General features: G+C 46.7%; 18 protein-coding genes and 1 pseudogene. 14 read left to right on the top strand and 5 right to left on the bottom strand.

What is annotated here, in order from left to right:
• Positions 1 to 146: 146 nt before the first annotated feature.
• From MHI48_RS29560 to MHI48_RS29515, 10 genes and pseudogenes are all read left to right on the top strand, one after another.
• Complete coding sequence (locus tag MHI48_RS29560) at positions 147 to 1,064, top strand: ABC transporter permease (RefSeq protein WP_405142568.1); 918 nt, start codon at positions 147 to 149, stop codon at positions 1,062 to 1,064.
• A gap of 29 nt (positions 1,065 to 1,093) precedes the next feature.
• Positions 1,094 to 1,975 carry a carbohydrate ABC transporter permease gene (locus MHI48_RS29555; protein WP_036612222.1) on the top strand — a complete coding sequence of 294 codons (882 nt, stop codon included), beginning with the start codon at positions 1,094 to 1,096 and terminating at the stop codon, positions 1,973 to 1,975.
• A 68-nt stretch (positions 1,976 to 2,043) separates the two neighbouring features.
• Positions 2,044 to 3,639: an extracellular solute-binding protein gene (locus MHI48_RS29550; RefSeq protein WP_036671710.1), complete on the top strand. Its 1,596-nt coding sequence runs from the start codon at positions 2,044 to 2,046 to the stop codon at positions 3,637 to 3,639.
• Between the two features lie 39 nt (positions 3,640 to 3,678).
• Positions 3,679 to 4,647, top strand: a complete 969-nt coding sequence (locus MHI48_RS29545) for a LacI family DNA-binding transcriptional regulator (RefSeq protein WP_036612334.1) — start codon at positions 3,679 to 3,681, stop codon at positions 4,645 to 4,647.
• 84 nt (positions 4,648 to 4,731) lie between these two features.
• Positions 4,732 to 5,844, top strand: a complete 1,113-nt coding sequence (locus MHI48_RS29540; RefSeq protein WP_036671709.1) for a glycoside hydrolase family 105 protein — start codon at positions 4,732 to 4,734, stop codon at positions 5,842 to 5,844.
• Positions 5,841 to 6,896 (top strand): pectinesterase family protein, encoded by a 1,056-nt coding sequence (locus MHI48_RS29535; RefSeq protein ID WP_143781482.1) that lies wholly within the window; start codon positions 5,841 to 5,843, stop codon positions 6,894 to 6,896. The genes MHI48_RS29540 and MHI48_RS29535 overlap by 4 nt, the downstream gene beginning before the upstream one ends.
• A gap of 384 nt (positions 6,897 to 7,280) precedes the next feature.
• On the top strand, positions 7,281 to 8,852 hold the full coding sequence (locus MHI48_RS29530) for a chitinase (protein ID WP_036671708.1): 1,572 nt from the start codon (positions 7,281 to 7,283) through the stop codon (positions 8,850 to 8,852).
• Positions 8,853 to 10,952 carry a glycosyl hydrolase family 18 protein gene (locus MHI48_RS29525; protein ID WP_036671707.1) on the top strand — a complete coding sequence of 700 codons (2,100 nt, stop codon included), beginning with the start codon at positions 8,853 to 8,855 and terminating at the stop codon, positions 10,950 to 10,952.
• Between the two features lie 152 nt (positions 10,953 to 11,104).
• Positions 11,105 to 12,323: pseudogene (locus MHI48_RS29520) on the top strand (IS3 family transposase).
• 228 nt (positions 12,324 to 12,551) lie between these two features.
• Positions 12,552 to 12,866 (top strand): pectinesterase family protein, encoded by a 315-nt coding sequence (locus MHI48_RS29515; RefSeq protein ID WP_245838418.1) that lies wholly within the window; start codon positions 12,552 to 12,554, stop codon positions 12,864 to 12,866.
• A 753-nt stretch (positions 12,867 to 13,619) separates the two neighbouring features.
• Here MHI48_RS29515 and MHI48_RS29510 read toward each other — a convergent pair.
• The 4 genes from MHI48_RS29510 to MHI48_RS29495 all read right to left on the bottom strand — a co-directional run bounded on the left by MHI48_RS29510 (position 13,620) and on the right by MHI48_RS29495 (position 17,680).
• On the bottom strand, positions 13,620 to 14,237 hold the full coding sequence (locus MHI48_RS29510; RefSeq protein WP_036612205.1) for a hypothetical protein: 618 nt from the start codon (positions 14,235 to 14,237) through the stop codon (positions 13,620 to 13,622).
• Positions 14,238 to 14,263: 26 nt separating this feature from the next.
• Positions 14,264 to 14,794, bottom strand: coding sequence for a hypothetical protein (locus MHI48_RS29505; protein ID WP_051447254.1), 531 nt, complete (start codon positions 14,792 to 14,794; stop codon positions 14,264 to 14,266).
• Positions 14,795 to 15,411: 617 nt separating this feature from the next.
• Positions 15,412 to 16,269: an aldo/keto reductase gene (locus MHI48_RS29500; protein ID WP_036671669.1), complete on the bottom strand. Its 858-nt coding sequence runs from the start codon at positions 16,267 to 16,269 to the stop codon at positions 15,412 to 15,414.
• Between the two features lie 196 nt (positions 16,270 to 16,465).
• Positions 16,466 to 17,680, bottom strand: coding sequence for an MFS transporter (locus tag MHI48_RS29495; RefSeq protein WP_036671668.1), 1,215 nt, complete (start codon positions 17,678 to 17,680; stop codon positions 16,466 to 16,468).
• Between the two features lie 164 nt (positions 17,681 to 17,844).
• Here MHI48_RS29495 and MHI48_RS29490 point away from each other — a divergent pair, with 164 nt between their 5' ends.
• The 3 genes from MHI48_RS29490 (at position 17,845) to MHI48_RS29480 (ending at position 19,510) form a co-directional block, all read left to right on the top strand.
• Entirely contained in the window at positions 17,845 to 18,240 is a 396-nt protein-coding gene (locus MHI48_RS29490; RefSeq protein WP_017691613.1) for a helix-turn-helix domain-containing protein, read from the top strand.
• Complete coding sequence (locus MHI48_RS29485) at positions 18,237 to 18,914, top strand: TIGR00266 family protein (RefSeq protein WP_017691614.1); 678 nt, start codon at positions 18,237 to 18,239, stop codon at positions 18,912 to 18,914. The genes MHI48_RS29490 and MHI48_RS29485 overlap by 4 nt, the downstream gene beginning before the upstream one ends.
• Positions 18,915 to 19,048: 134 nt before the next feature.
• Positions 19,049 to 19,510, top strand: coding sequence for a MarR family winged helix-turn-helix transcriptional regulator (locus MHI48_RS29480; protein ID WP_036612197.1), 462 nt, complete (start codon positions 19,049 to 19,051; stop codon positions 19,508 to 19,510).
• Positions 19,511 to 19,654: 144 nt separating this feature from the next.
• Here MHI48_RS29480 and MHI48_RS29475 read toward each other — a convergent pair whose 3' ends face one another.
• Positions 19,655 to 20,629, bottom strand: a complete 975-nt coding sequence (locus MHI48_RS29475) for an aldo/keto reductase (RefSeq protein ID WP_036671666.1) — start codon at positions 20,627 to 20,629, stop codon at positions 19,655 to 19,657.
• Between the two features lie 332 nt (positions 20,630 to 20,961).
• Between MHI48_RS29475 and MHI48_RS29470 the strand changes: the two genes are divergently transcribed.
• The gene (locus tag MHI48_RS29470) at positions 20,962 to 22,005 is read left to right on the top strand and encodes an LCP family protein (RefSeq protein WP_327196801.1); all 1,044 of its coding nucleotides are present in this window, start codon (positions 20,962 to 20,964) and stop codon (positions 22,003 to 22,005) included.
• Positions 22,006 to 22,173: the final 168 nt, after the last annotated feature.

Genomic DNA, 22,173 nt, shown 5'->3' with positions numbered 1-22,173 from the left:
ATTAATTATCTCATTAGTACGAAGAATGATATAGGTTGTTACAAAATGTGAATGAGATGAATAACAAATGTGTCAGTGGAATGACAGTTCCTTTTTATTCAAAAATTCAAACGTTGTAATTATGTAGCGAAGGGGAGTGTTTCACGTTGAAAAAACGCATGTCCACGCTGTTCATCCTGATCAGACGGGATAAATATTTGCTACTGATGTTTTCGCCTATCTTTCTGTATTACCTCATCTTCATGTACCTTCCGATGCCTGGCGTGCTGTTGGCATTTCGTAATTTCTTGCCGGGGCAGGGCATGCTCAGCGGGGAATGGGTGGGACTGCGCTGGTTCGAACAGTTCGTGAATTCTATTTACTTCTGGCGACTGTTGCGTAACACATTTTTGCTCGCCTTCCTGCCACTCTTGTTTGGTTTCTCCATTCCGATTCTATTCGCTGTCTGCATCGTGGAGATCAAGAACCGGACATTCAAGCGATTTGCCCAGACCGTTACGTATCTTCCCCACTTCATCTCCACCGTCGTTGTAGCCGGCATGATAATCAACTTCCTGTCACCAACAGACGGTATCGTGAACACGCTAATCGCCAAGCTCGGCATGGAAAAAGTGAACTTCATGATGGATGCGAGCTGGTTCCGTACCATCTTCACAAGTTCCGACATCTGGCAAAGTTTTGGCTTCAGCTCCATCATCTACATTGCAGCCATTATGGGGATCGACCCCGAGATGTATGATTCCGGCAAAATTGACGGCGTCAACAAATTCCAGGAGTTATGGCACCTGACCCTTCCCAGTATCAAACCAACCATTGTCATTCTTCTGCTTCTGTCGCTTGGCGGCATTATGAGTGTAGGTTTCGAGAAAGTATATCTGCTCTACAACGGAGCCACCTACGAAACGGCTGATGTCTTGTCCACCTATGTATACCGGATGGGGATTGAGGGCCAGAATTACGGCTTCGCCACAGCGGTCGGCCTGTTCAACTCCATCATCACCTTTATCCTTGTTTTTGCTGCCAATTCCATGACCCGCCGCCTGACCAAGATGTCACTCTGGTAAGACTATAACCCGGACCAAAGGAGACCTGTATGCAAAAATCGAGAAGTGACCGTTTGTTCTACGGATGTGTCTACCTGCTGACCATACTGGCGGTTGTTGTCACGTTGTATCCCTTTCTGTACGTCATTAGTATTTCATTCAGCTCGGTGGATGCCATCGACAAACAAAAAGTTGTATTGTGGCCTGTTGGGTTTACCCTGTCAGGTTACCAAATGGTACTGCAATACAAGGAGTTGTGGGTTTCGTTCTACAACACCCTCTGGTACACCGTGGTAGGCACACTGCTGAACATCGTGGCAACATGTCTTGCGGCGTTTCCATTGTCCAGACAGCAGTTTTTCTTACGTCGCAAGCTGAATTTCTTCATCGCCTTCACCATGTATTTCTCGGGTGGACTCATTCCGGTCTACATGCTGATTACCTCGCTTGGGCTGTACAACACCCGCTGGGTTATGGTGCTGCCTGTGCTGGTGATTACGTTTAACGTCATGATCTGCCGCTCAGCTTTCGAAGGTATTCCGAATGAAATTTTCGAAAGTGCCAGTATAGACGGGGCCAACGAGATGACGATGCTTTATCGTTTGGCGGTTCCGATCATTAAGCCAACACTGGCTGTGCTCACGCTGTACTATGCGGTATTCCACTGGAACAACTTTTTCACGGCCCTATTATATCTGGGCAAACAGGATATGCAGCCCTTACAGATGTTCCTGCGAAGAGTGCTGATCATGGCTTCGCCGGAAGTGATGCAGAAGATGGGCGGTACGATGACATCCGGTGCGCTGGCGGTCTCCTCCCTTCAGGTTCGTTATGTATCCATTGTGGTCAGCATTCTGCCTATTGTTACGATCTACCCGTTTATCCAACGGTACTTCGTTAAGGGGATCACCCTCGGAGCCGTGAAAGGATAGCTTTACTTACTTAAGTGTTATGTCATTCAAGGGAGTTCAAAATGGTTCATACCAAGGAGGAATGATGGATGAGATTTAAAGGGGCAGGAAGAAAAAGTGTAATCGCAGCGATACTGGCAATCAGCCTGGCGGGATGTAGCGGCGGAACAGGGGCGGGAACCGATGCGGGGAGCACCCCGTCCAGTTCGGAGCCAGCCTTCAATTATACCGGAGCAGGGCCGGTGACGGATCAACCGGATGCCAAGTTGTCTATTCTCGGCACCAACGCTTGGACGACCAATGTGGACTTGTCCACCGCAGCCATCGTGAAGAAAATTGAGAGCAACGCTGGTGTGACGGTGGATTGGGATCTGATTCCGCCGCAGAACTATGCGGATGCCGTCAATCCGAGGCTGGCTGCTGGTACCGGCTTGCCCGATATCGTGTACCTGCCGGATCAGGATCAGCTGATGAAGTACATTAACAGCGGTCTATTCATTCCGATTAATGAACTGGTAGAGAAATACGGCGTGAATCTCAAAAAAATATATGAAAAGTCACCTTCGGTTAAAGCCAGTTTAACAACGCCAGATGGTAAAATGTATTATATCCCACAGCAGACGTTAACCCGCAACTACATGCCGGTATTTATGGTCAATGTGCGCTGGCTTGATAAACTGGGATTAAGCGAGCCGACCACGCTGGATGAATTCACGGCGATGCTGCGCAAATTCAAGACAGATGACCCGAACGGCAACGGAAAAGCCGATGAGATTCCGCTGTCCATGGAAGCAAAATTTGTGTCAATGGCCTTTGGCCCGGCATTTGGACTTGATCTGTCCAACCAGTTCTACGCAGACGATCAGGGCAAAGTACATTTCAGCTATTATGAGCCTGCCTACAAGGAGTACTTGACCTATCTGAACGGACTGTACAAGGAAGGTCTGCTTGGGGTGGATTATGCGAGTACTACGAGTGATCAGGTCACGTCGCGCATCTCTCAGGATGTGACGGGAGCAACGTTTAATTTTAGCTGGTATATGTCGATGGTCTACAGTCCGTTATTCAAGGATTACAATCCGGAAGAGCCGATCATCAAAGGCATTTTACCACTGAAAGGACCGCATGGGGATCAGTTCTATGTAGGACGTACACCAGTGAGTGGCATCTTTGGCATTACACGTGATAGTAAAAATCCCGAACTTGCTCTCCGTTTCCTGGACTATGCCGTAAGTGAGGAAGCACAGACGTATTATACGTGGGGCATCAAGGATGACACGTATACGGAAGAGAATGGCGTGAAGACATTTACGGATAAAGGCAAGGACAATGAATACATCCAGAAGCTTGGCATTGGTCCGGTGAATCTGCCGAACATCCAATCCACCGATTCTGCTGATTCCGTCGTAGCCCCTTGGCATGCGAAGATGGATAAAGAACTGGAGCCGTATGTGCGCGAACCGTTCCCGTTTGTCTATGCCCTGCCGGATGAAGCGAGTGTGGAAAGCATGGCGATGCCTGACATCACGACATATGTGGAAGAGATGAACTTTAAGTTTATTAGCGGGGACGCCAGTCTGGACCAGTTTGACAGTTATATTGAGACGTTGAAGAAGATGAATATAGAGCAGGTTATTGCGGGCAGACAGGCACAATATGATCGTTATAAATCTGCACAGAAATAAGAAATAGGGCTTCGGGCGTATGAGAGGTGTTGATTGATTTTGATAACCATTAAAGACATTGCCAAACTGGCGGGGGTGAGCTATAGCACGGTATCAAAGGCGCTGAATGATGATCCCCGAATCAAACCGGCAACAAAGCAGAAGGTGCTTGCAGTCGCAGAGAAACATCAATATCGGAAAAACATGCTGGCCCGGCAGCTCTCCACAGGCAGAAGCAACATCATCGGTTTTGTGCTGGATGAGCTGAGCAATCCGTTATTCTCGAACATCTCCGGCCGTCTGCACACCGAGCTGAAGAAGCGGGGATATCAGATGATCTTGGTTGTGGCGGATGATGGAGTGGATGTCTTCAGCCAGCTGCGCGTGGACGGATGTATTCTGTGGGACTATGCACTGGACAATCGGGAGATGTTCTGGAAAAAGTTTGCAACACTCAACATGCCATGTTTTGTGCTGGGTACAGATGAAGCGCCGAACTCTCCTTACATCAAGATCGATCGCAAAGAAGGGCTGTTCAAAGCAGTGGAGCATCTGAAATCGCTGGGCCACAGCCGAATCGGATTCATCGGCAACTCCCAGCACGTCAAGCTGGAGGGATACCGGGAAGCGTTACAGCGTACGGGTCTGGATTTTAACGAAGACCATGTGCTGCCAGCGTATTCCTCCTGGGAAGACGGGTATTTTGCCATACGTAATCATGCGTTTGGGGCGGATTCGCCAACAGCTTTTATTGGACTGAACAACCTGGTCACCCGAGGTGCGCTCCGGGCTTTGCTTGAGGCAGGTTACAGCGTTCCAAGCGATATCTCGTTAATCGGGTATGATGATCTGCCGGATATGCAATATGCCGAAGTGGCCTTGACTACAATTGGCCCGCCTCTGGATGAACTGGCCGTGCAGGCAGCAGAGTTGATTGTCTCGTTGATCCGTGATGAACAGGTCGATGTTCCGGTAGTTATTCAGCCCAAGCTGAACCTTCGCAATTCAACGGCAATGTGCCGGCAATAAGGACAGCAACCTATGAAGAGTGAAGCGGTTATCCTTTAATCATACATGTATTAGGTGAGTACAACATTCAAGGAGGAATTGCTTATGCAGGTACAGACACAGTTATCCTGGTCTGAGCGAATTGCAGCAACGATCATCCAGCAATGTGACGGGGACGGTTATCATGCGTTCCCTTCGGGACGATGGGCATACGTGGAAGGCATGACCTTGATGGCAATGGCACGAACCGGGCAGTATTATGGCAAACAAGAGTATGTTGATTTTATGAAAAAACATATGGACCTGTATATCCAGCCGGACGGCTCTATTGGCACCTATACTTTGGAAGAATATAATCTGGATCAGATTAATCAGGGGAAAAACCTGTTTGCCTTACTGGATGGTGCTGAAGATCAGCGTTACGCAGAAGCGGCTCATCTCTTGGCAGCACAGCTCGCAGGGCAACCCCGCACGTCGGAGGGCGGCTTCTGGCACAAAAAAATCTATCCATTCCAGATGTGGCTGGACGGCCTGTATATGTCCTCTCCCTTTTTGTCCGAGTATGCGAAGACATTTCATCGTCCCGAGTTATGGGATGAAGTTGCACATCAGATTCTGCTGATCGAGCGCCAGACCCGTGATCCGCGGACCGGGCTGCTCTATCATGGCTGGGATGAATCGAAGGAGCAGGTCTGGGCAGATTCATCGACAGGGTGCTCACCACACTTCTGGAGCCGGGCGATGGGCTGGTATGCCATGGCGATTGTAGACAGCGTGGAGCATTTCCCCGTGAATCATCCAAAGCGCGGAACCATCATCGGCATCTTCGAACGGATGTGTCATGCTCTGGTACGCGTGCAGGAGCAGGAGAGCGGGTTATGGTTCCAGGTGCTGGATCAGGGTTTCCGCAAAGGCAACTATCTGGAAGCATCCGGGTCAAGCATGTTTGTATATGCACTTGCGAAGGGTGTGCGACTAATGTATCTGGAGCCGCATTTCAGAGCTGCAGCGGAGAAGGGATGGCAGGGACTGTCCTCCAGATTGGTGGAGGAGACGGCTGACGGCGTTCGGTTAAACGGGATCTGTCATGGCGCAGGACTAAGCCTGGATCGGGATGGCTCGTACAACTACTATGTAACCGAAGCGGTTGTAAGCGATTCCTTTATGGGTGTGGCTCCGCTTCTGCTGGCAGCGCTGGAAATGGAGCGATTGCCATGACGCAGCAGAGATTGCCAAATACAGCATTGGAATCATCAGCTCCCTGTCTGACTGTTGCTTCAGATGGGACAGGGGATTATGTGACGATTCAGGCCGCAGTTGATGCGCTGCCGGAGAATGGCAGCGGAATCGTTCCAATTCGAGTGAAGGCTGGTGTCTATCATGAGAAGCTGCATATGGAGAAGCCGGGCATCCACCTGATTGGTGAGGGGGCGGAGCAGACGATCATTACGTATGATGATCATGCACTCAAGAAGTTCCCGGACGGGTCGCCATATCATACGTTTCATTCCTATACGGCTTTCATTGGTGCTGATGATTTCACGGCAGAGGGAATTTCCTTCGTAAATGCTGCCGGGCCGGGCAAGCAGGTTGGTCAGGCGCTGGCCGTTTATGTGGATGGAGACCGGGCGGTCTTTCGCCGCTGTCGTTTGATCGGTCACCAGGATACGATCTTCACCGGCCCGCTGCCGGAGCAGCCCATGGATCGCAGTTATTTTGGCGGGCCACGCGATGGTGCCGAGCGGCGCAAACTGCGGCAGTATTTCGAGGACTGTTACATCGAAGGTGATATCGATTTTATTTTTGGTTCGGCTACGGTGGTGTTTAAGGGCTGCGAGATCTTTACGAAGAATCGTCTGACTGAAGCGGAGGCTGCGGATGGACAAGTGAACGGTTGGATTACCGCAGCCTCTACGCCGGAGGATGTGCGTTACGGCTATGTATTTCTGGACTGTGATCTGACCAGCAATGCTCCGCCGCAGTCGGTGTATCTGGGTAGACCGTGGCGTCATCATGCCAAAGTCTGTTTTCTGAACTGCTGGATCGGCGCTCATGTGAAGCGGGAGGGATGGCACAACTGGAACAAGACAGATGCAGAGCAGACCGTTCAGTATGCGGAATACAACAGCGCCGGACCTGGTGCCGGATATGCTGCTGATCGTGTGCCTTGGGCCAAAATACTGACCGAACAGGAAACGGCCGAGTACACTGTACCTCTGATTCTGTCCGGCGTGGATGGATGGCAGCCTTTGGAAGGGAGAGGGGAGTAGCGGCGGTAAGATACGCCCTCTTCTCTGCGCAATATCTAACACAGGTTTTCTTTCAAGTCTCCTAAGGAGTTGAAAGAAAACCTTTTTTGTGCGCTATATTACATTTTTCGCCCCCAATAGAACTATTTTATCCCTTATCTCTTTTGCATTTTACTGATTAAATACAGGGTGAGGATCTGTAAATTCCCTGTAAAATTTGGATGGTGCCTGCAAAAAAAGAACACGAGAGGGAAGGTCCATTTTGGCAAGGGAAAGGAGTGAAGTGACACGCAACATCAGATGGCTGAATGAGGCTGGCTCTAATCGATCACAGATCAGATGCAGGTGGACAATTGAAGTTTTGTTTGCAAGGTGAACGTATCCTTAGTACAGGAGGGATTTTGCTTGAATCAAGCTGTTCGATTCCGCCCGGTCATTACATTTGCTTTGACATTTCTTCTACTTATTTCGTGGTTTGCACCGAGAGCCGATGCCGCCGCCCAGTGGCAGGCAGGCACTGCATACAAGAAAGGAGACCTCGTAACATATCAAAATAAAGATTATGAGTGTATTCAGGCCCACACAGCGTTGACCGGATGGGAGCCCTCTGTTGTGCCCGCGTTGTGGAAATACGTCGGGGAAGGTTCAGGAGGGGAAACGCCAACGCCAGATACGGCACCACCTTCTGTTCCTGCGGGTCTGACTTCATCCTCCATCACGGACACCTCCATTAGTCTTTCCTGGAATGCATCCACGGATAATGTGGGCGTAGCGGGGTATGAGGTGTACCGGAACGGCGTTCTTGTGACAAGTACTTCAACTACAACGGCTGTAGTCACGGGACTGACAGCCAGCACGACTTATGCTTTTACGGTAAAAGCCAAAGATGCCGCAGGCAATATATCCGCTGCGAGCACCTCCCTCAGTGTGACAACTTCCAATGGATCATCCAATCCGGGGCCAACCGGCAGCAAATGGCTGATTGGCTACTGGCACAACTTCGATAATGGTTCAACGAATATCAGACTTCGTAACGTATCAACAGCCTATGACGTTATTAATGTCTCCTTTGCCGAACCGATTTCACATGGCAGCGGAACGCTTGCTTTTACTCCATACAATGCGACGGTAGCCGAATTCAAATCCGATATTGCCTATCTGCAAAGCCAGGGGAAAAAAGTACTTCTTTCCATGGGGGGAGCCAACGGTACCATTGAGCTCACCGATGCGACCAAGAGACAGCAGTTCGAAGATTCGTTAAAATCAATCATTTCCACGTATGGTTTCAATGGTCTGGATATCGATCTGGAAGGAAGTTCCCTGTCTCTGAATGCAGGGGATACCGATTTCCGTAGTCCAACTACATCGAAAATTGTTAACCTCATCCAAGGTGTGAAAGCGGTTAAGTCACACTTCGGCGCCAATTTCATCCTGACGGCTGCGCCGGAGACGGCCTATGTACAGGGTGGATATCTGAGCTACGGCGGCCCTTGGGGAGCTTACCTGCCAGTCATCCATGCATTGCGTAATGACCTGACCCTGCTTCATGTGCAACACTATAACACGGGCTCCATGGTGGGGCTGGATGGGCGCTCTTACGTCCAAGGAACAGCTGATTTCCATGTGGCCATGGCGGAGATGTTGCTTCAAGGCTTTCATGTAGGCGGCAGCACAGGCCCTTTCTTTAGTCCCTTACGACCGGATCAGATTGCCATCGGTGTACCGGCTTCCCAGCAGGCTGCTGGAGGTGGTTATACAACGCCAGCCGAGCTGCAAAAGGCACTGAATTACCTAATCAAAGGTGTGTCATACGGCGGTTCCTATACCTTGCTCCAGCCTGCGGGCTATGCGGGGATAAAAGGGATTATGACCTGGTCAATCAACTGGGATGTATATACGAATAACCAGTTTTCGAGCGCACATCGTCCGTTCCTGACCAGGCTGAGTACGCAAACGACAAAGGAGGTTGTATATTAGATGATACATTTAAATAAACACACTGCTGTCAAGAAAACCGCGAAGTTTCTCCTGGGTCTATCCCTGCTCTTATCCGTCATTATTCCTTCTTTTGTGCTCCAACCCGCTACGGCAGCAGCTGCAGATTCTTATAAAATTGTTGGTTACTACCCGTCCTGGGCTGCGTATGGGAGAAACTATAATGTAACGGACATCGACCCAACCAAAGTCACGCATATCAACTATGCGTTTGCCGATATTTGCTGGAACGGTATTCATGGAAATCCGGACCCTTCGGGCCCTAACCCGGTGACCTGGTCGTGTCAGAATGAGAAGAGCCAGACAATCAATGTACCCAATGGAACGATCGTGCTTGGCGATCCATGGATTGATACCGGCAAGACATTTGCAGGGGATACGTGGAATCAGCCCATTGCAGGCAATATCAATCAGCTTAACAAGCTGAAACAGATCAATTCTAATCTGAAGACAATCATCTCCGTGGGAGGATGGACATGGTCCAACCGCTTCTCCGATGTAGCTGCGACTGCTGCAACGAGAGAGGTATTTGCAAACTCTGCCGTCGACTTCCTGCGGAAATACAATTTTGACGGGGTAGATCTGGACTGGGAGTACCCGGTATCAGGCGGACTTGATGGTAACAGCAAACGTCCTGAGGATAAGCAAAATTACACACTGCTTCTGAGCAAAATTCGTGAGAAGCTGGATGCTGCCGGAGCTGTGGACGGCAAGAAGTATCTGCTTACGATTGCAAGCGGTGCATCGACGACCTATGCTGCGAATACTGAGCTTGCCAATATAGCTGCCATCGTCGACTGGATTAATATTATGACATACGATTTTAACGGGGCTTGGCAAAAAGTCAGCGCGCATAACGCGCCGTTGAACTATGACCCTGCGGCTTCGGCTGCTGGGGTGCCGGATGCCAATACATTTAATGTGGCTGCCGGAGCACAAGGGCATTTGAATGCAGGCGTACCAGCCGCTAAACTTGTGCTTGGTGTTCCGTTCTATGGCCGCGGCTGGGATGGATGCGCACAGGCGGGCAATGGTCAGTATCAGACCTGTGCGGGAGGTTCTTCCGTTGGAACATGGGAAGCAGGCTCCTTTGATTTGTATGATCTGGAGACCAACTACATTAACAAAAACGGGTACACGCGTTACTGGAATGACACAGCCAAGGTGCCATATCTCTATAATGCGACCAACAAGCGATTTATTAGCTATGACGATGCGGAGTCTATTGGATATAAAACCGCTTATATCAAAAGCAAAGGACTCGGCGGAGCGATGTTCTGGGAACTTAGCGGTGACCGGAACAAAACACTTCAAAATAAACTGAAAGCCGATCTGCCTATCGGAGGTACAGTGCCTCCAGCAGATACGACGGCGCCAAGCGTACCCGGTAATGCCCGTTTGACAGGCGTGACGGCCAACTCGGTTACGCTAGCTTGGAATGCTTCAACAGATAATGTGGGTGTTACCGGTTATAACGTCTACAATGGTGCCAATCTTGTGACCTCCGTCAACGGGACGACCGCAACAATCAGCGGACTGTCAGCGGGTACATCCTATAGCTTTACGGTAAAAGCAAAGGATGCGGCAGGTAATCTGTCTGCAGCCAGTAATGCTGTAACTGTAAGCACGACAGCTCAGCCGGGTGGAGATACGCAGGCGCCAACTGCGCCAACGAACCTGGCATCAACCGCGCAAACAACATCCAGTATAACGCTGAGCTGGGCGGCATCCACGGATAACGTGGGTGTAACGGGTTATGATGTGTACAATGGAGCGGCTCTGGCGACATCCGTGACCGGAACGACAGCAACGATCAGCGGGCTTGCAGCGGATACCTCGTATACATTTACGGTAAAAGCAAAGGATGCGGCGGGGAATGGTTCTGCTGCGAGCAATGCGGTGACTGTGAAAACGGCAGCAGGAACGACAAATCCGGGCGTTTCCGCCTGGCAGGCGAATACAGCCTATACTGTAGGACAGCTGGTCACCTATAGCGGTAAGACGTATAAATGTTTGCAATCCCACACATCCTTGTCTGGGTGGGAACCATCCAATGTCCCTGCATTGTGGCAGGTTCAATAGTTAAAAAATGGATTACCACATTTTGAATTGAAACATGTAGTTTTAGCGAGGCTTGGTTATAGGGAAGAGAACATAACGAAAAAACACCGGTTTCTGGTTGAACTGCACCCCAATTGTTAGACACAACTACCAATTGGAGGTGCAGTTTTTTTATGACTAAATTCAGTTCAGATGAAAAAATACAAGCCGTTATGCGTTATGAAAAGGGATCAGAAAGCTTGAAAAGCATTGCAAAATCGAGCGGGCTTCACGATTCTGTCTTTTTAAACTGGATTAGACAATATGAGCATCATAGGGAAAAAGCTTTTTATAAAGGGCTATACATCATATCCTACACAGATTAAACTAGACGCCCTTCAACCAAAGAAAAAGGGGCGCCCATACATGAAAAAAGGATATAAAGCACAGAAGGATCTGTAGAGGCTTTACAAGCAGAGGTAGAGCGTTTGAAAATGGAGAATGCTTATTTAAAAAAAAGTTGAATGCCTTAGTTCGAAACAAGGAAAACTCACCAAATAAGACAAAGCGCAAGTAGTCTATGAACTAAGGAACGAATTTTCGGTGAAAGCACTTCTACAACTAGCAGATATTCCTCGTAGCACGTATTATTACGTGGTAAAAGCATTTGGTACGGTAGACAAGAATTAGAGCTAAAAGACATGATACAAGCGATTTATGAGGAGCATAAGGGACGCTATTGTTATCGTCGTAATCGCGATGAGTTAATCAATCGTGGACACCATGTGAATCATAAAAAGGTACAGCGTTTGATGAAAGTATTGGGATTAAAGTATTTGGTACATATGAAGAAATATCGTTCGTATAAAGATTCGATTGGTAAGATTGCACCGAACCTATTAGAACGCAATTTCCGCGCTGAAAGGCCAAACGAGAAGTGGGTTAACGGACATTACAGAGTTTAAATTGTTCGGAGAAAAACTATATTTATCTCCCATACTTGATCTGTATAACGTAGAAATCATTACATATACGATTGGTTCAAGACCGGTCTACTCGCTTGTTTCCACGATGTTAGACCGACCATTTTGCAGTTTAACAAATGAAGATAAACTCCTTATTCATTCGGACCAAGCTGGCACTACTAGATGAGAACATATCGTCATACCCTTAAAGAAGTTGGCATCACGCAAGTATGTCCCGGAAAGGTAACTGTTACGATAACGCCGTCATGGAGAACTTCTTTGGCATCATTAATCCGAGTTCTTGTTTTTAAAGAAATTTGAAAATATCTCACATATTAAACAAGAGCTATCCAAATACATCGATTATTACATCAACAAACGCATCAAGGCAAAACTAAAAGGCATTAGTCCGGTACGGTACCGGACTAATGCCCAACAAGTTGTTTAACGTTATAATCTGTCTAACTTTACGGGGTCACTTCACCTGGTTCGGTGGTTTTTCGTTATGCTATGTCAAACAAAGCAGGCTCCAAAAAGGCTATTCATTAAAAATCGAAGTTGTCCGGATCAGGTCCAATGCATACATCTTCGTTCAGTGCGGCGCAAACTTCGGTAGTATTTCGAGGACTGTTACATCGAAGGTGATATCGATTTTATTCTTGGCTCGGCTACGGTGGTGTTTAAGGGCTACGAGATCGTTACGAAGCATCGCCTGACTGAAGCGGAGGATGCGGATGGACAAGTGAACTGCTGGATCGGCGCTCATGTGAAGCGGGAGGGATGGCACAACTGGAACAAGACAGATGCAGAGCAGACCGTTCAGTATGCGGAATATAACAGTGTCGGGCCTGGGGCGGGAAAAGCGACAACGAGAGTTTCATGGGCAAAAGTGCTGAGCGAACAGGAAGCCGCCGAATATGCGTTGCCGCTTATTTTGTCTGGTGAGGACGGGTGGCAGCCTTTTGGGGAGAGAGGGATTAATCGGCATTAAGCCAAGTATATTTACTTTGCGATATTTATAATGAAAGGTTGTCTTTCGAATCTCTTATGGACTTGGTGGATGGCCTTTTTTGTGGGCTTACATTAACAAAAACTGATACACGGGGTACTGGAACGATACTTGCCAAGGGGCCTTATCGCTGTAACGCCTCCAACGCGATTGTTCTACAGGCGTAACAGTAGACTCGTGACGCTGGCCTGGATTGCTTCAACGTATAATGTAGGCGTTACAGTTATAACGTCTTACATTGGCGCTAAGGTAACACTAGTTGTATTAATCGTAAAAATTTTTGTGGGGGAATTTGAATGTGGAACTGCTTAAAAGTAGTGCCGAAAATGGCATTTTCATATTGAGCATTGATTATACTACCGATCTATTTCTAGAGAGGGGATTCAAGAACGATTCATATAATAATGATTCCAAAATGGAAGTTAGATTTATAGAAGTGTATCTTTCACATCATGGTTTTGTTAAATTGGGGAAATTTGATGTTTAAGGCGTACAGATTTTTAAAGCGTGGCGAAAGTATCTTCCGCCAGATCCATTAGAAACGGTAGCGGAGGTATACCAGTACGTCCAAACTCATTAAGAGCAATATCCGGAAGTTCGCATTATTGCCGATCATGATGATTATAATGTTGTTCAAGCGCTATACGGCATTATTGTTTTTCGAAAAATAATGGCTAGTAGAGGGATAAAAAGAAGGCGCTGAAATTAATCCAGTCAGTGCCTTCTTTCGAGTATTTACTGTTGTTCTAACTTCAACAAATTGTTCATTTCAATTTTGATTTGGTTTTTTTCATTCCCTTTAATCGTACCATCATCTTCTACCGTGTATGAACCTTGAACTGGATTTAACAGTGATGCCGGTGAATTTTCAAACGTCGCTAGGAACATAACGTAGTTTTCATTCGTTTTGAGTTCTTCAGAATCTTCTACCTTAAATGTATGTTCTTGATCCTCTCCCCCTACTTGTTTGACTTGAATGATTTCTTTTTCGGCTGCTTCCCCTTTATAGTTTTTTTGTACTTCAACATCATAGATCGTATATGGAATAGCGGGGCTGTCTGATATATCCCCACCTGGGTTTAATTTTTCATCATTAGGATCAGCAGGTTCTTCTGCGATATTTATAAGTTTAAAAGATGATTTTAAAATCTTTCCTTCAATAATTAAATCCGCCTGGTTAGCCAACTCATCAATGTTGTTGTAAGTTGGAAAAGAGGCATCCATCAGCACCACTTCTTTTTTTGCTGTTTCTGTTGCAGCGGATCCTTCTTTTGATGGCTCTGCTGTTCCACATCCGGCGAGTAACATTGCAGTGATACAAAATGCTGAAGCTACAGATGTAAAATTCTTCATGCTATCTTCCTCCCAATCCTTTTAAATTAGTAAGCAGTATTTACATCGTCAATATCATACTGCCTAGGGGTAGTGACTGTGTTAAAATCATTGCTATATTTCATAATAGACGCCTTAGTTGTATTCGGGTTATCTTTCAAGAAGAAGGAATGCCCAAATTCATGAACGGTCGCTCCTTTAACAAAATTGGAGAAATTAGTGGCGTCTCTGACAATTGTTCTTGAGTTTAATTGAATTGTGTATCTATACTTTGGGGAAAACCACTGTGAATTTAGGCCATACCAGGTATCTGGATAAGAAGCCGCTGTAATTGTGTTGGTTGATGAACTCAAGTATCCAATTGTAACTGGAGTAGGAGTACCGTTCCAAGCAATAATTCCTTCATTGATTGGTGTCTTCCAGGTATCATTCAGGTTATCTGGAGACTTTACGCTAATTCCTGCGTCTGGACTACCGGAGTTAGTAAGTTCTGCGCTTGTTGTAAGGTTAAAACTGAACATAAGTGGTACAGCGAGAGCTAATGTGATAATACCATTTTTTACGTAATTAACCTTCATTCATTATCACCTCATAGTTTTTTTATTCTTGCTTTTGTTTTCTGAGTGGTTTGGAAAATGCTTCCACATATACTTAACGTCATACTTCAACAAAAGGTTGCGATCTACTAGAAAAAAAGGAATAATTTTGAAAATTTTAAACTAAACGAAAAAGTAGATGCTATTTTACTCTTTTAAATACACTAGCAGTCAAACAAAAACATCTTTCGGTTAAAGTGCAAGGAAAAGAATACAACTTCAATTATGAATTTGATCCAGTTCCGGATTATCACGAGCAAGATAGCCTTGGGTTTGGTGGTGTATACATTTATTTTTTTTGGAAAAAATTGAACCTCAGGGGATCTGTTAGCCGGTCTACCACCACATATGTGTGTGAATTCAATGTCACTTATAAATTTGACAATGCGAGAATGAATTTGTTGCGGATCAAATTGAAAGTTAAGCTGATTGATTATAGAGATTGAGGTTTCAGAATTTTAGAAGTGACAATGTCATCTGTTGAGAAACAAAAAACAGTGAAAAACCTCCAACTCTCGTACGTAACGAGAAGTCTGGAGGCTTTTCACTGTTTTATTTTACCTGCAAATCAGCACAGAATAACAGCAATTCGATTCAATTTAGAAATCGAAGTTGTCCGGATCAGGTCCAACGCGTACATCTTCGTTCAGAGCACTGATCTGATCCATCTCTTCATTTGAAAGTTCAAAGTCGAAGATGGAGGAGTTCTCGATAATCCGGTTTTCCTTGGTGGACTTCGGAATGGTAATGACTCCATTTTGCAGATCCCAACGCAGGATTACTTGTGCAACCGATTTGCCTTTGTCTGAAGCAATGGCTGTGAGCACTGGGTTGTCCAACAGCTGACCTTGCATTAGAGGCGACCAAGCTTCAAGCTGGATACCATTTTTCTCACAGAAAGCCTTAAGCTCAACCTGAGTCAGGCGAGGGTGGTATTCCACCTGATTGATCATCGGTTTCACTTTGGCATCCTGCATCAGGTCTTCGAGATGATGAATCTGGAAGTTGCTTACGCCAATAGCTTTAATGCGGCCAGCTGCGTACAGTTCCTCGATTGCTTTCCAGGCTGCTTTGTATTTGCCTGCCTTAGGCCAGTGAATCAGATACAGGTCAAGGTATTCCAGTCCCAGTTTGTTCAAGGTTGTATCAAAAGCCGCAAGTGTCTCTTCATATCCGAGGTCTGCATTCCATACTTTAGATGTAACAAACAGTTCTTCGCGTTTCAGGTTGTTTTCTTGCAAAGCTTCTGCAATCGCTTGACCAACACCGGCTTCATTGCCGTATATTGCAGCAGTATCAATGCTGCGGTATCCATGTTTAATCGCATTTTTCACGGCTTCAATCAGTTCAGATCCTTCTTCTACCTTAAATACACCAAGTCCGAACCAAGGCATAGAAACACCGTTATGCAGAGTTACTGTAGATTGTAAATGTTGTGCGGTTTGAGCAGTTGTCATGAGATTTCCTCCTTAAAGTGTGTAAAAACCAGTCATATTAAGCTGAATTTTTGTTGTTTTATCATACAAAATTAAATCATAGTAGATCAAATTGGGTTCAACGTATTATAGTATAATAAAATACCATATGAAACCGGTTCCCCTCGAAGGCTGGAACTGATATATATAAGAGTGAGACCCATGGGCGGAATGGAAATTAGAACGAAGCTTTCTCCATTTCGACTGATGCATGTTGATCCTTGCTTTCCAGCATTTTAGCCCAAGCGGTCAGGATTACAGCTACGAGAACCATCAAGGCACCGACCCATGTCGTGTGAATCAAACCGATGGAATCATTAATCACTCCACCCAAATAGGCACCTATAGCGATCCCTGCATTAAATGCGGCGATGTTAAAGGCTGAGGCTACATCCTTGGCCTGTGGTGCATATCGTTCAGCCAAGGTTACAACGTACATCTGAAGACCAGGCACATTCATGAAGGCGAGCAGGCCCATACCCATAATGGTGAGCAGTGCTGCCAACTTAAACGGGACGGTGAAGTACATCACGCCGAGAATGATGGTCTGAATGATGAACATGTAGAAGAGCGCCTTGAGCGGGTTGCGATTGGCTGCTCTGCCACCGATGATGTTGCCAATAGCGATGGCTATTCCGTACAACAACAGAATGAACGCTACTGTTTTCTCGGAAAATCCGCTAATATCATGCAACAACGGGGACAGATACGTAAAGACTACAAATGTTCCTCCGTACCCAACAGCAGTGATGGCAAAAGCAAGCAGCAAGCGTCCACCTGTAACGAGCTTCAGCTGATCCCGAAATGCCGTCCGTGTTCCTCGCTTCAACGTGGATGGCACGAGTATCAGGTTCCCGATCATTGCAACGATGCCAACCACAACAATCAGGATAAAGGCAGCGCGCCAGCCCCAATGTTGGCCTATGAGTGTACCGAGAGGTACACCGGTTACTGTGGCAATGGTAAGACCAGAGAACATGATGGCAATAGCACTCGCCCTACGGTTGGCAGGCACCAGATCGGCTGCAATCGTGGAGCCAATGGACATGAACACCCCGTGTGCCAGAGCGGATACTACTCGTGCAATGAGTAACATGGTGATGCCCGTCGATAGTGCAGCCATCGTGTTACCCGCAATGAAGACAATCATAATGGCAAGCAATAGCGTTTTGCGTGATATGGTAGACGTCAGTGAGGTCAGGACAGGAGCCCCAAAGGTAACGCCTAATGCATATAAAGTAACGGTCAGTCCCGCTGTAGTTACGGAAATGCCCAGGTTATCTGCAATGAGGGGCAGTAGCCCAACGCTGATAAATTCTGTGGTACCGATTGCGAATGCACTAATGGCCAGTGCTAGCAGTGCCCACGTGCTGCGTTTTGAATCTTGTAACATTTCTTGCTCCACTCCCCAGAATGTAGATTTACGTACCGGCAAATGCTATTATGAGTTATTCGGTATAGATTGAATAGTACGTACTTTTTAGTACCCTACGTACTTTTTGGTGCCTATACAGCATGCGACGGATGTAATTCAATTCATCAGGGAGGAAGCAAGTTATGGTTAGAAAAAAATATAACATCTCGGTTGAAGCTACCTTAGAGGTGATCGGTGGCAAGTGGAAATGCGTCATTCTCTGTCATCTGACACATGGGAAAAGACGAACCAGTGATCTCAAGCGTATTATGCCCGCAATTACACAAAAAATGTTAACACAGCAACTGAGAGAGCTTGAAAACGACGGAATCGTAAACCGAATCGTATATAATCAGGTTCCTCCCAAAGTAGAATACGAATTGAGTGATTACGGGAGAAGTCTTGAACCGATTCTCAATGCGCTCTGCAATTGGGGAGATCAACATATTGTGAAGGAATACGGAGACAAATCAGCAGTTCTGGAAGATAATGGACTCAATGATTTTAACTCTGACAATAGGGAGCTGGTGCAACCGTGAACTATGAGATTTTATATGATGGTGCTTTTGCGATGCTCAAGGTACATTTGCAGCGGGGAGAGCGGTTCAAGGCCGAGAGTGGTGCGATGGTATCTATGACTCCTACGGTTGAACTGAAGGGTTCAGCAGAAGGTGGGATGTTTGCCGGGTTCGGTCGGATGTTGAGCGGGGAGAAGTTTTTCTTTCAGGAACTGACGGCTGCGGGCGGATCGGCAGAGATTCTGCTCTCACCTTCAAGCATGGGCGATGTAGAAGCTGTTGAATTGGACGGTTCCTATTCACTTTATGTGCAGAAAGACGGATTTCTGGCAGGAACCGAGGGCATTCAGGTGAATACCAAAATGCAAAACCTGAAAAAAGGTCTCTTTTCGGGAGAAGGTTTCTTCATTATTGAGATCAGCGGACGTGGGACTGTATTTCTGTCTTCCTATGGTGCCATCCATGCGATTAATCTGGCAGCAGGTGAGGAAATGATCGTGGATAACGCCCATTTGGTGGCATGGCCTCATTATGTAGATTACCGTATTGAGAAAGCTTCACAGGGCTGGTTATCCAGTGTTACAAGTGGAGAAGGACTGGTATGTAGGTTCCGGGGAGAAGGAACCATTCTTATACAGAGCCGCAATCCGCAAGGATTCGGACAATGGGTGAAGCAGTTTATCCCTGCGCGCTAATTATTTTTTTGAGAAAGAACACACAGAGTTGCAACGGATATGTTTCCATCATCGTTATATGAATAATGGATTTACTTCATTGACTGACGGGTATATATTCTGTTGCATAAGGTCGCACATCATGGAGGTATGAGATGACAAGCTCACGGTATAAAAACGCACAAGAAAGTCCGGGATATCTGTTATGGCAGGTTACAGCCATGTGGCAAAAGGAAGTACGCAGGGTGCTGGAGCCCCTCGAACTGACACAACCTCAATTTGTATTATTGCACGCCTGTTTATGGCTCAATGAACACGATGAGGAAGGCAAGGGAGTGACTCAGGTTCAAATTGCTCAGTTTGCCAAGGTGGATGTTAACGTGACTTCTCAGGTTCTACGTGCGCTTGAAAAAAGGGGATTAATTACCCGCGCTCGTCATCAGACAGATACGCGTGCCAATATTATCACAACAACGGAAGAAGGAACCCGATTGGCTGTGGAGGGAATCCATCTGGTCGAGGAATCGGACAAGGCATTTTTCGAAACTTTGGATGAACGTAAGGGAGAGTATTTGGAGATCATGCAGGAGTTTCTTCGCCAAAAAACGGAGAGTTGATCCGTAATATATCTTTTTTTAATGTATTAAACTACAGAATGTAGTGGAACTGGAAAATTTTATGATTATTAATAATTATTGCACCTTTGTAAAATATAAATAGACCTCCTGACTTCATCTTGTCGGGAGGTCTATTTTGGTTGCTTAATCGATTCGATAGGACGCAAACGGCTCGCGGCGACGGAAAGAGTCACTAATCTGGTCCAGATCGGCCAACAGCTCATCGGGCAGTGACATGTCCATACTAGCCAGATTATGTTCCAGCTGTTCGGTGCGTGTAGCCCCGACAATCACTGTGGATACAGCTGGACGTGTCAGTAGCCATGCGAGCGAGAGCACACTCGGGGAGCAACCATATGAGGCAGCTTTAGCACTCACTTGTTCACTCAGTTGGATATTATGCTCCAGCAGGAAACGGTTGAAGGACGGATCGGTGTCTGCTCTGGAACCAGAAGGCACACGGGTCTGTCCGTTATATTTACCTGTCAGAATACCACCTGCCAGCGGGAAATATGGGATAATGCCTACACCCTGATCGAGACACATCGGCACCAGTTCCAACTCAGGCGTACGGTCTGCCAGGGAGTAGCTGGTTTGGGTGGAGATGAAGCGCACATAACCTTTCTGTTCACTGATGCCCAGAGCTTTCATCAGCTCCCAGGCTGCGTAGTTGGAGGCTCCGATGTAACGGACTTTGCCGGAAGTAACCATATCGTCCAGTGTGCGCAGTGTCTCATCCAGCGGTGTATGCGGATCAAAAGTATGGATCTGGTACAGATCCACATAATCCGTTTGCAGGCGCCGCAGGCTATGTTCCAGCTCTTGTTGCAGATGGTAGCGGGAGGAACCCCGCCCATGAGGACCATCATGCCGGGGTAATCCGGCTTTGGTAGCAAGCACCGCGTTTTCCCGTCGACCTGTGAGGGCCTGTCCAATGATGCGTTCCGATTCCGTGCCTGCGTAGATATTGGCGGTATCGATAAAGTTGATGCCCTGATCCATCGCTACATGAATAATGCGGGTAGAAGCTGCTTCATCCGCGCGTTTGCCAAACGCATTGGTGCCGAGCCCCAGTGCCGACACACGCAAACCACTATGGCCCAAACGTCGATATTCCATCATTCATCGCTCCCTTTATGTACATCTTATAGAGGTAGTTCAAAAAGTCCACTTTTGATTACGAATGATGCCTGGTGGCATCATCAGCATCGAATATGAAATTCAGCCGAATAAGCATATGCTTACGAAGTATGTTTCCTTCGGAAACATTTTAGTTGCTCACGTAGTTTTCCCTACGCTCCGCTACTCCATTTCTAGCTTCATTCCATCTTCTCGGTACTGAAAATCAGACTTTTTGAACATGCATTTGTATAGCAGATTATAACGTAATCTATTGAAAACGTGTTATTAATATAGTTAAATGATTCTAAGAACCCGTTATTAAAGGAGATATGATGGAAAACAGTGCCGCACATTTAACAAGACGGAAGCCGAAGAAACCGAAGAAGAAATGGAAGAAGCCATTAATCATCACCCTAAGTGTGCTGCTTGTGTTGGGAGGACTCGGATTTATTTATCAAAAGCAACTCGTCGTGTTTGCCTTTAATTTGTTTGCTTCAGCTACAGTGAAGGATGCCTTGGATGACTCCTTTGTACCAGCTGGCGATAAGGATGCCCCTGTTGTGGAACATACCGACCCGTTCTCGCTCTTGCTGCTGGGTATTGACCAACGAGATAACGAACCAAGCCGTTCGGATACCATCATCTATTCCGTCGTGCGTCCAGAAGACAATAAAGTACTGCTGCTGTCCATTCCACGTGATTCCTATACCGAGATTGTCGGCCGGGATGTGAAGTCGAAGATTAACTCGGCGTATGCCCACGGTGAAGCCAGGATGGCGATGGATACGGTTGAGAATTTGCTGGGAAACAAAGTGGATTTCTATGCCGCGATTAATTTTAACGGGCTCAAGGATATTGTTGATGCGGTGGGTGGTGTTGAACTGCCAATCAAGAAAAATATTGAGAACAAGCTCAAAATTCATGAGAAGCTGTTTGTTGAAGCGAATAAACCGATCTATAGCGGTGAAGAAGCGCTTGGTTATGTGCGTTACCGGGAAGATTCCGATTTCAATCGGACGATGCGTCACCGGATTTTCCTAAGTGCCTTCATGAATCGTGCACTGGAAGTCAAAAATCTGACCAAGATCCCGGACGTAATCCAGATTGCCGGATCGAATTTTACAACCAATATGACCTCGGACTTTATCGTAAAATTTGCCGAGTCCTTATATATGAAAGATAGCATACCAACGATCAGCAATTACATGTTGAAGGGTGAGGGTGCAACGCGCAGTGGCACATGGTACTACGATCTGTCGGAGGACGATCTGCAATATGTGCGTGGCATGATCGCCAGTTGGCTGGACCCGGATGCGACCGAGATTATTGAACCGGAGTCAACCGAACAATCGGAGACGAGTGATGCGGCATAAGCATCCATTCTTGTGCAAATGCTCATATGAATATAAGTCCGGCGAAGCAGTTGCTTCCCGGCTTTTTTGCGTTTGAGATCCTACGGATGAAATATTGCACAGATATATCTAATGTTTAAACCTCTTTTTATGGCATACATATAGTAAAATATAGGGAAAAGATTAAAC

This window comes from Paenibacillus sp. FSL H7-0942 (assembly GCF_045040715.1).
In the GTDB taxonomy this organism is placed as follows: Bacteria; Bacillota; Bacilli; order Paenibacillales; family Paenibacillaceae; genus Paenibacillus; species Paenibacillus amylolyticus.
The sequence above is the reverse complement of the archived record's forward strand: the minus strand, read 5'-3'. Positions and strand labels throughout refer to the sequence as shown.

Bases quoted from the DNA above. Each gene is read 5' to 3' on its own strand.
- MHI48_RS29555 (WP_036612222.1), top strand. From the start codon at position 1,094: ATGCAAAAATCGAGAAGTGACCGTTTGTTCTACGGATGTGTCTACCTG.
- MHI48_RS29550 (WP_036671710.1), top strand. From the start codon at position 2,044: ATGAGATTTAAAGGGGCAGGAAGAAAAAGTGTAATCGCAGCGATACTG.
- MHI48_RS29540 (WP_036671709.1), top strand. From the start codon at position 4,732: ATGCAGGTACAGACACAGTTATCCTGGTCTGAGCGAATTGCAGCAACG.
- MHI48_RS29535 (WP_143781482.1), top strand. From the start codon at position 5,841: ATGACGCAGCAGAGATTGCCAAATACAGCATTGGAATCATCAGCTCCC.
- MHI48_RS29525 (WP_036671707.1), top strand. From the start codon at position 8,853: ATGATACATTTAAATAAACACACTGCTGTCAAGAAAACCGCGAAGTTT.
- MHI48_RS29510 (WP_036612205.1), bottom strand. From the start codon at position 14,237: ATGAAGAATTTTACATCTGTAGCTTCAGCATTTTGTATCACTGCAATG.
- MHI48_RS29505 (WP_051447254.1), bottom strand. From the start codon at position 14,794: ATGAAGGTTAATTACGTAAAAAATGGTATTATCACATTAGCTCTCGCT.
- MHI48_RS29500 (WP_036671669.1), bottom strand. From the start codon at position 16,269: ATGACAACTGCTCAAACCGCACAACATTTACAATCTACAGTAACTCTG.
- MHI48_RS29495 (WP_036671668.1), bottom strand. From the start codon at position 17,680: ATGTTACAAGATTCAAAACGCAGCACGTGGGCACTGCTAGCACTGGCC.
- MHI48_RS29490 (WP_017691613.1), top strand. From the start codon at position 17,845: ATGGTTAGAAAAAAATATAACATCTCGGTTGAAGCTACCTTAGAGGTG.
- MHI48_RS29480 (WP_036612197.1), top strand. From the start codon at position 19,049: ATGACAAGCTCACGGTATAAAAACGCACAAGAAAGTCCGGGATATCTG.
- MHI48_RS29475 (WP_036671666.1), bottom strand. From the start codon at position 20,629: ATGGAATATCGACGTTTGGGCCATAGTGGTTTGCGTGTGTCGGCACTG.
- MHI48_RS29470 (WP_327196801.1), top strand. From the start codon at position 20,962: ATGATGGAAAACAGTGCCGCACATTTAACAAGACGGAAGCCGAAGAAA.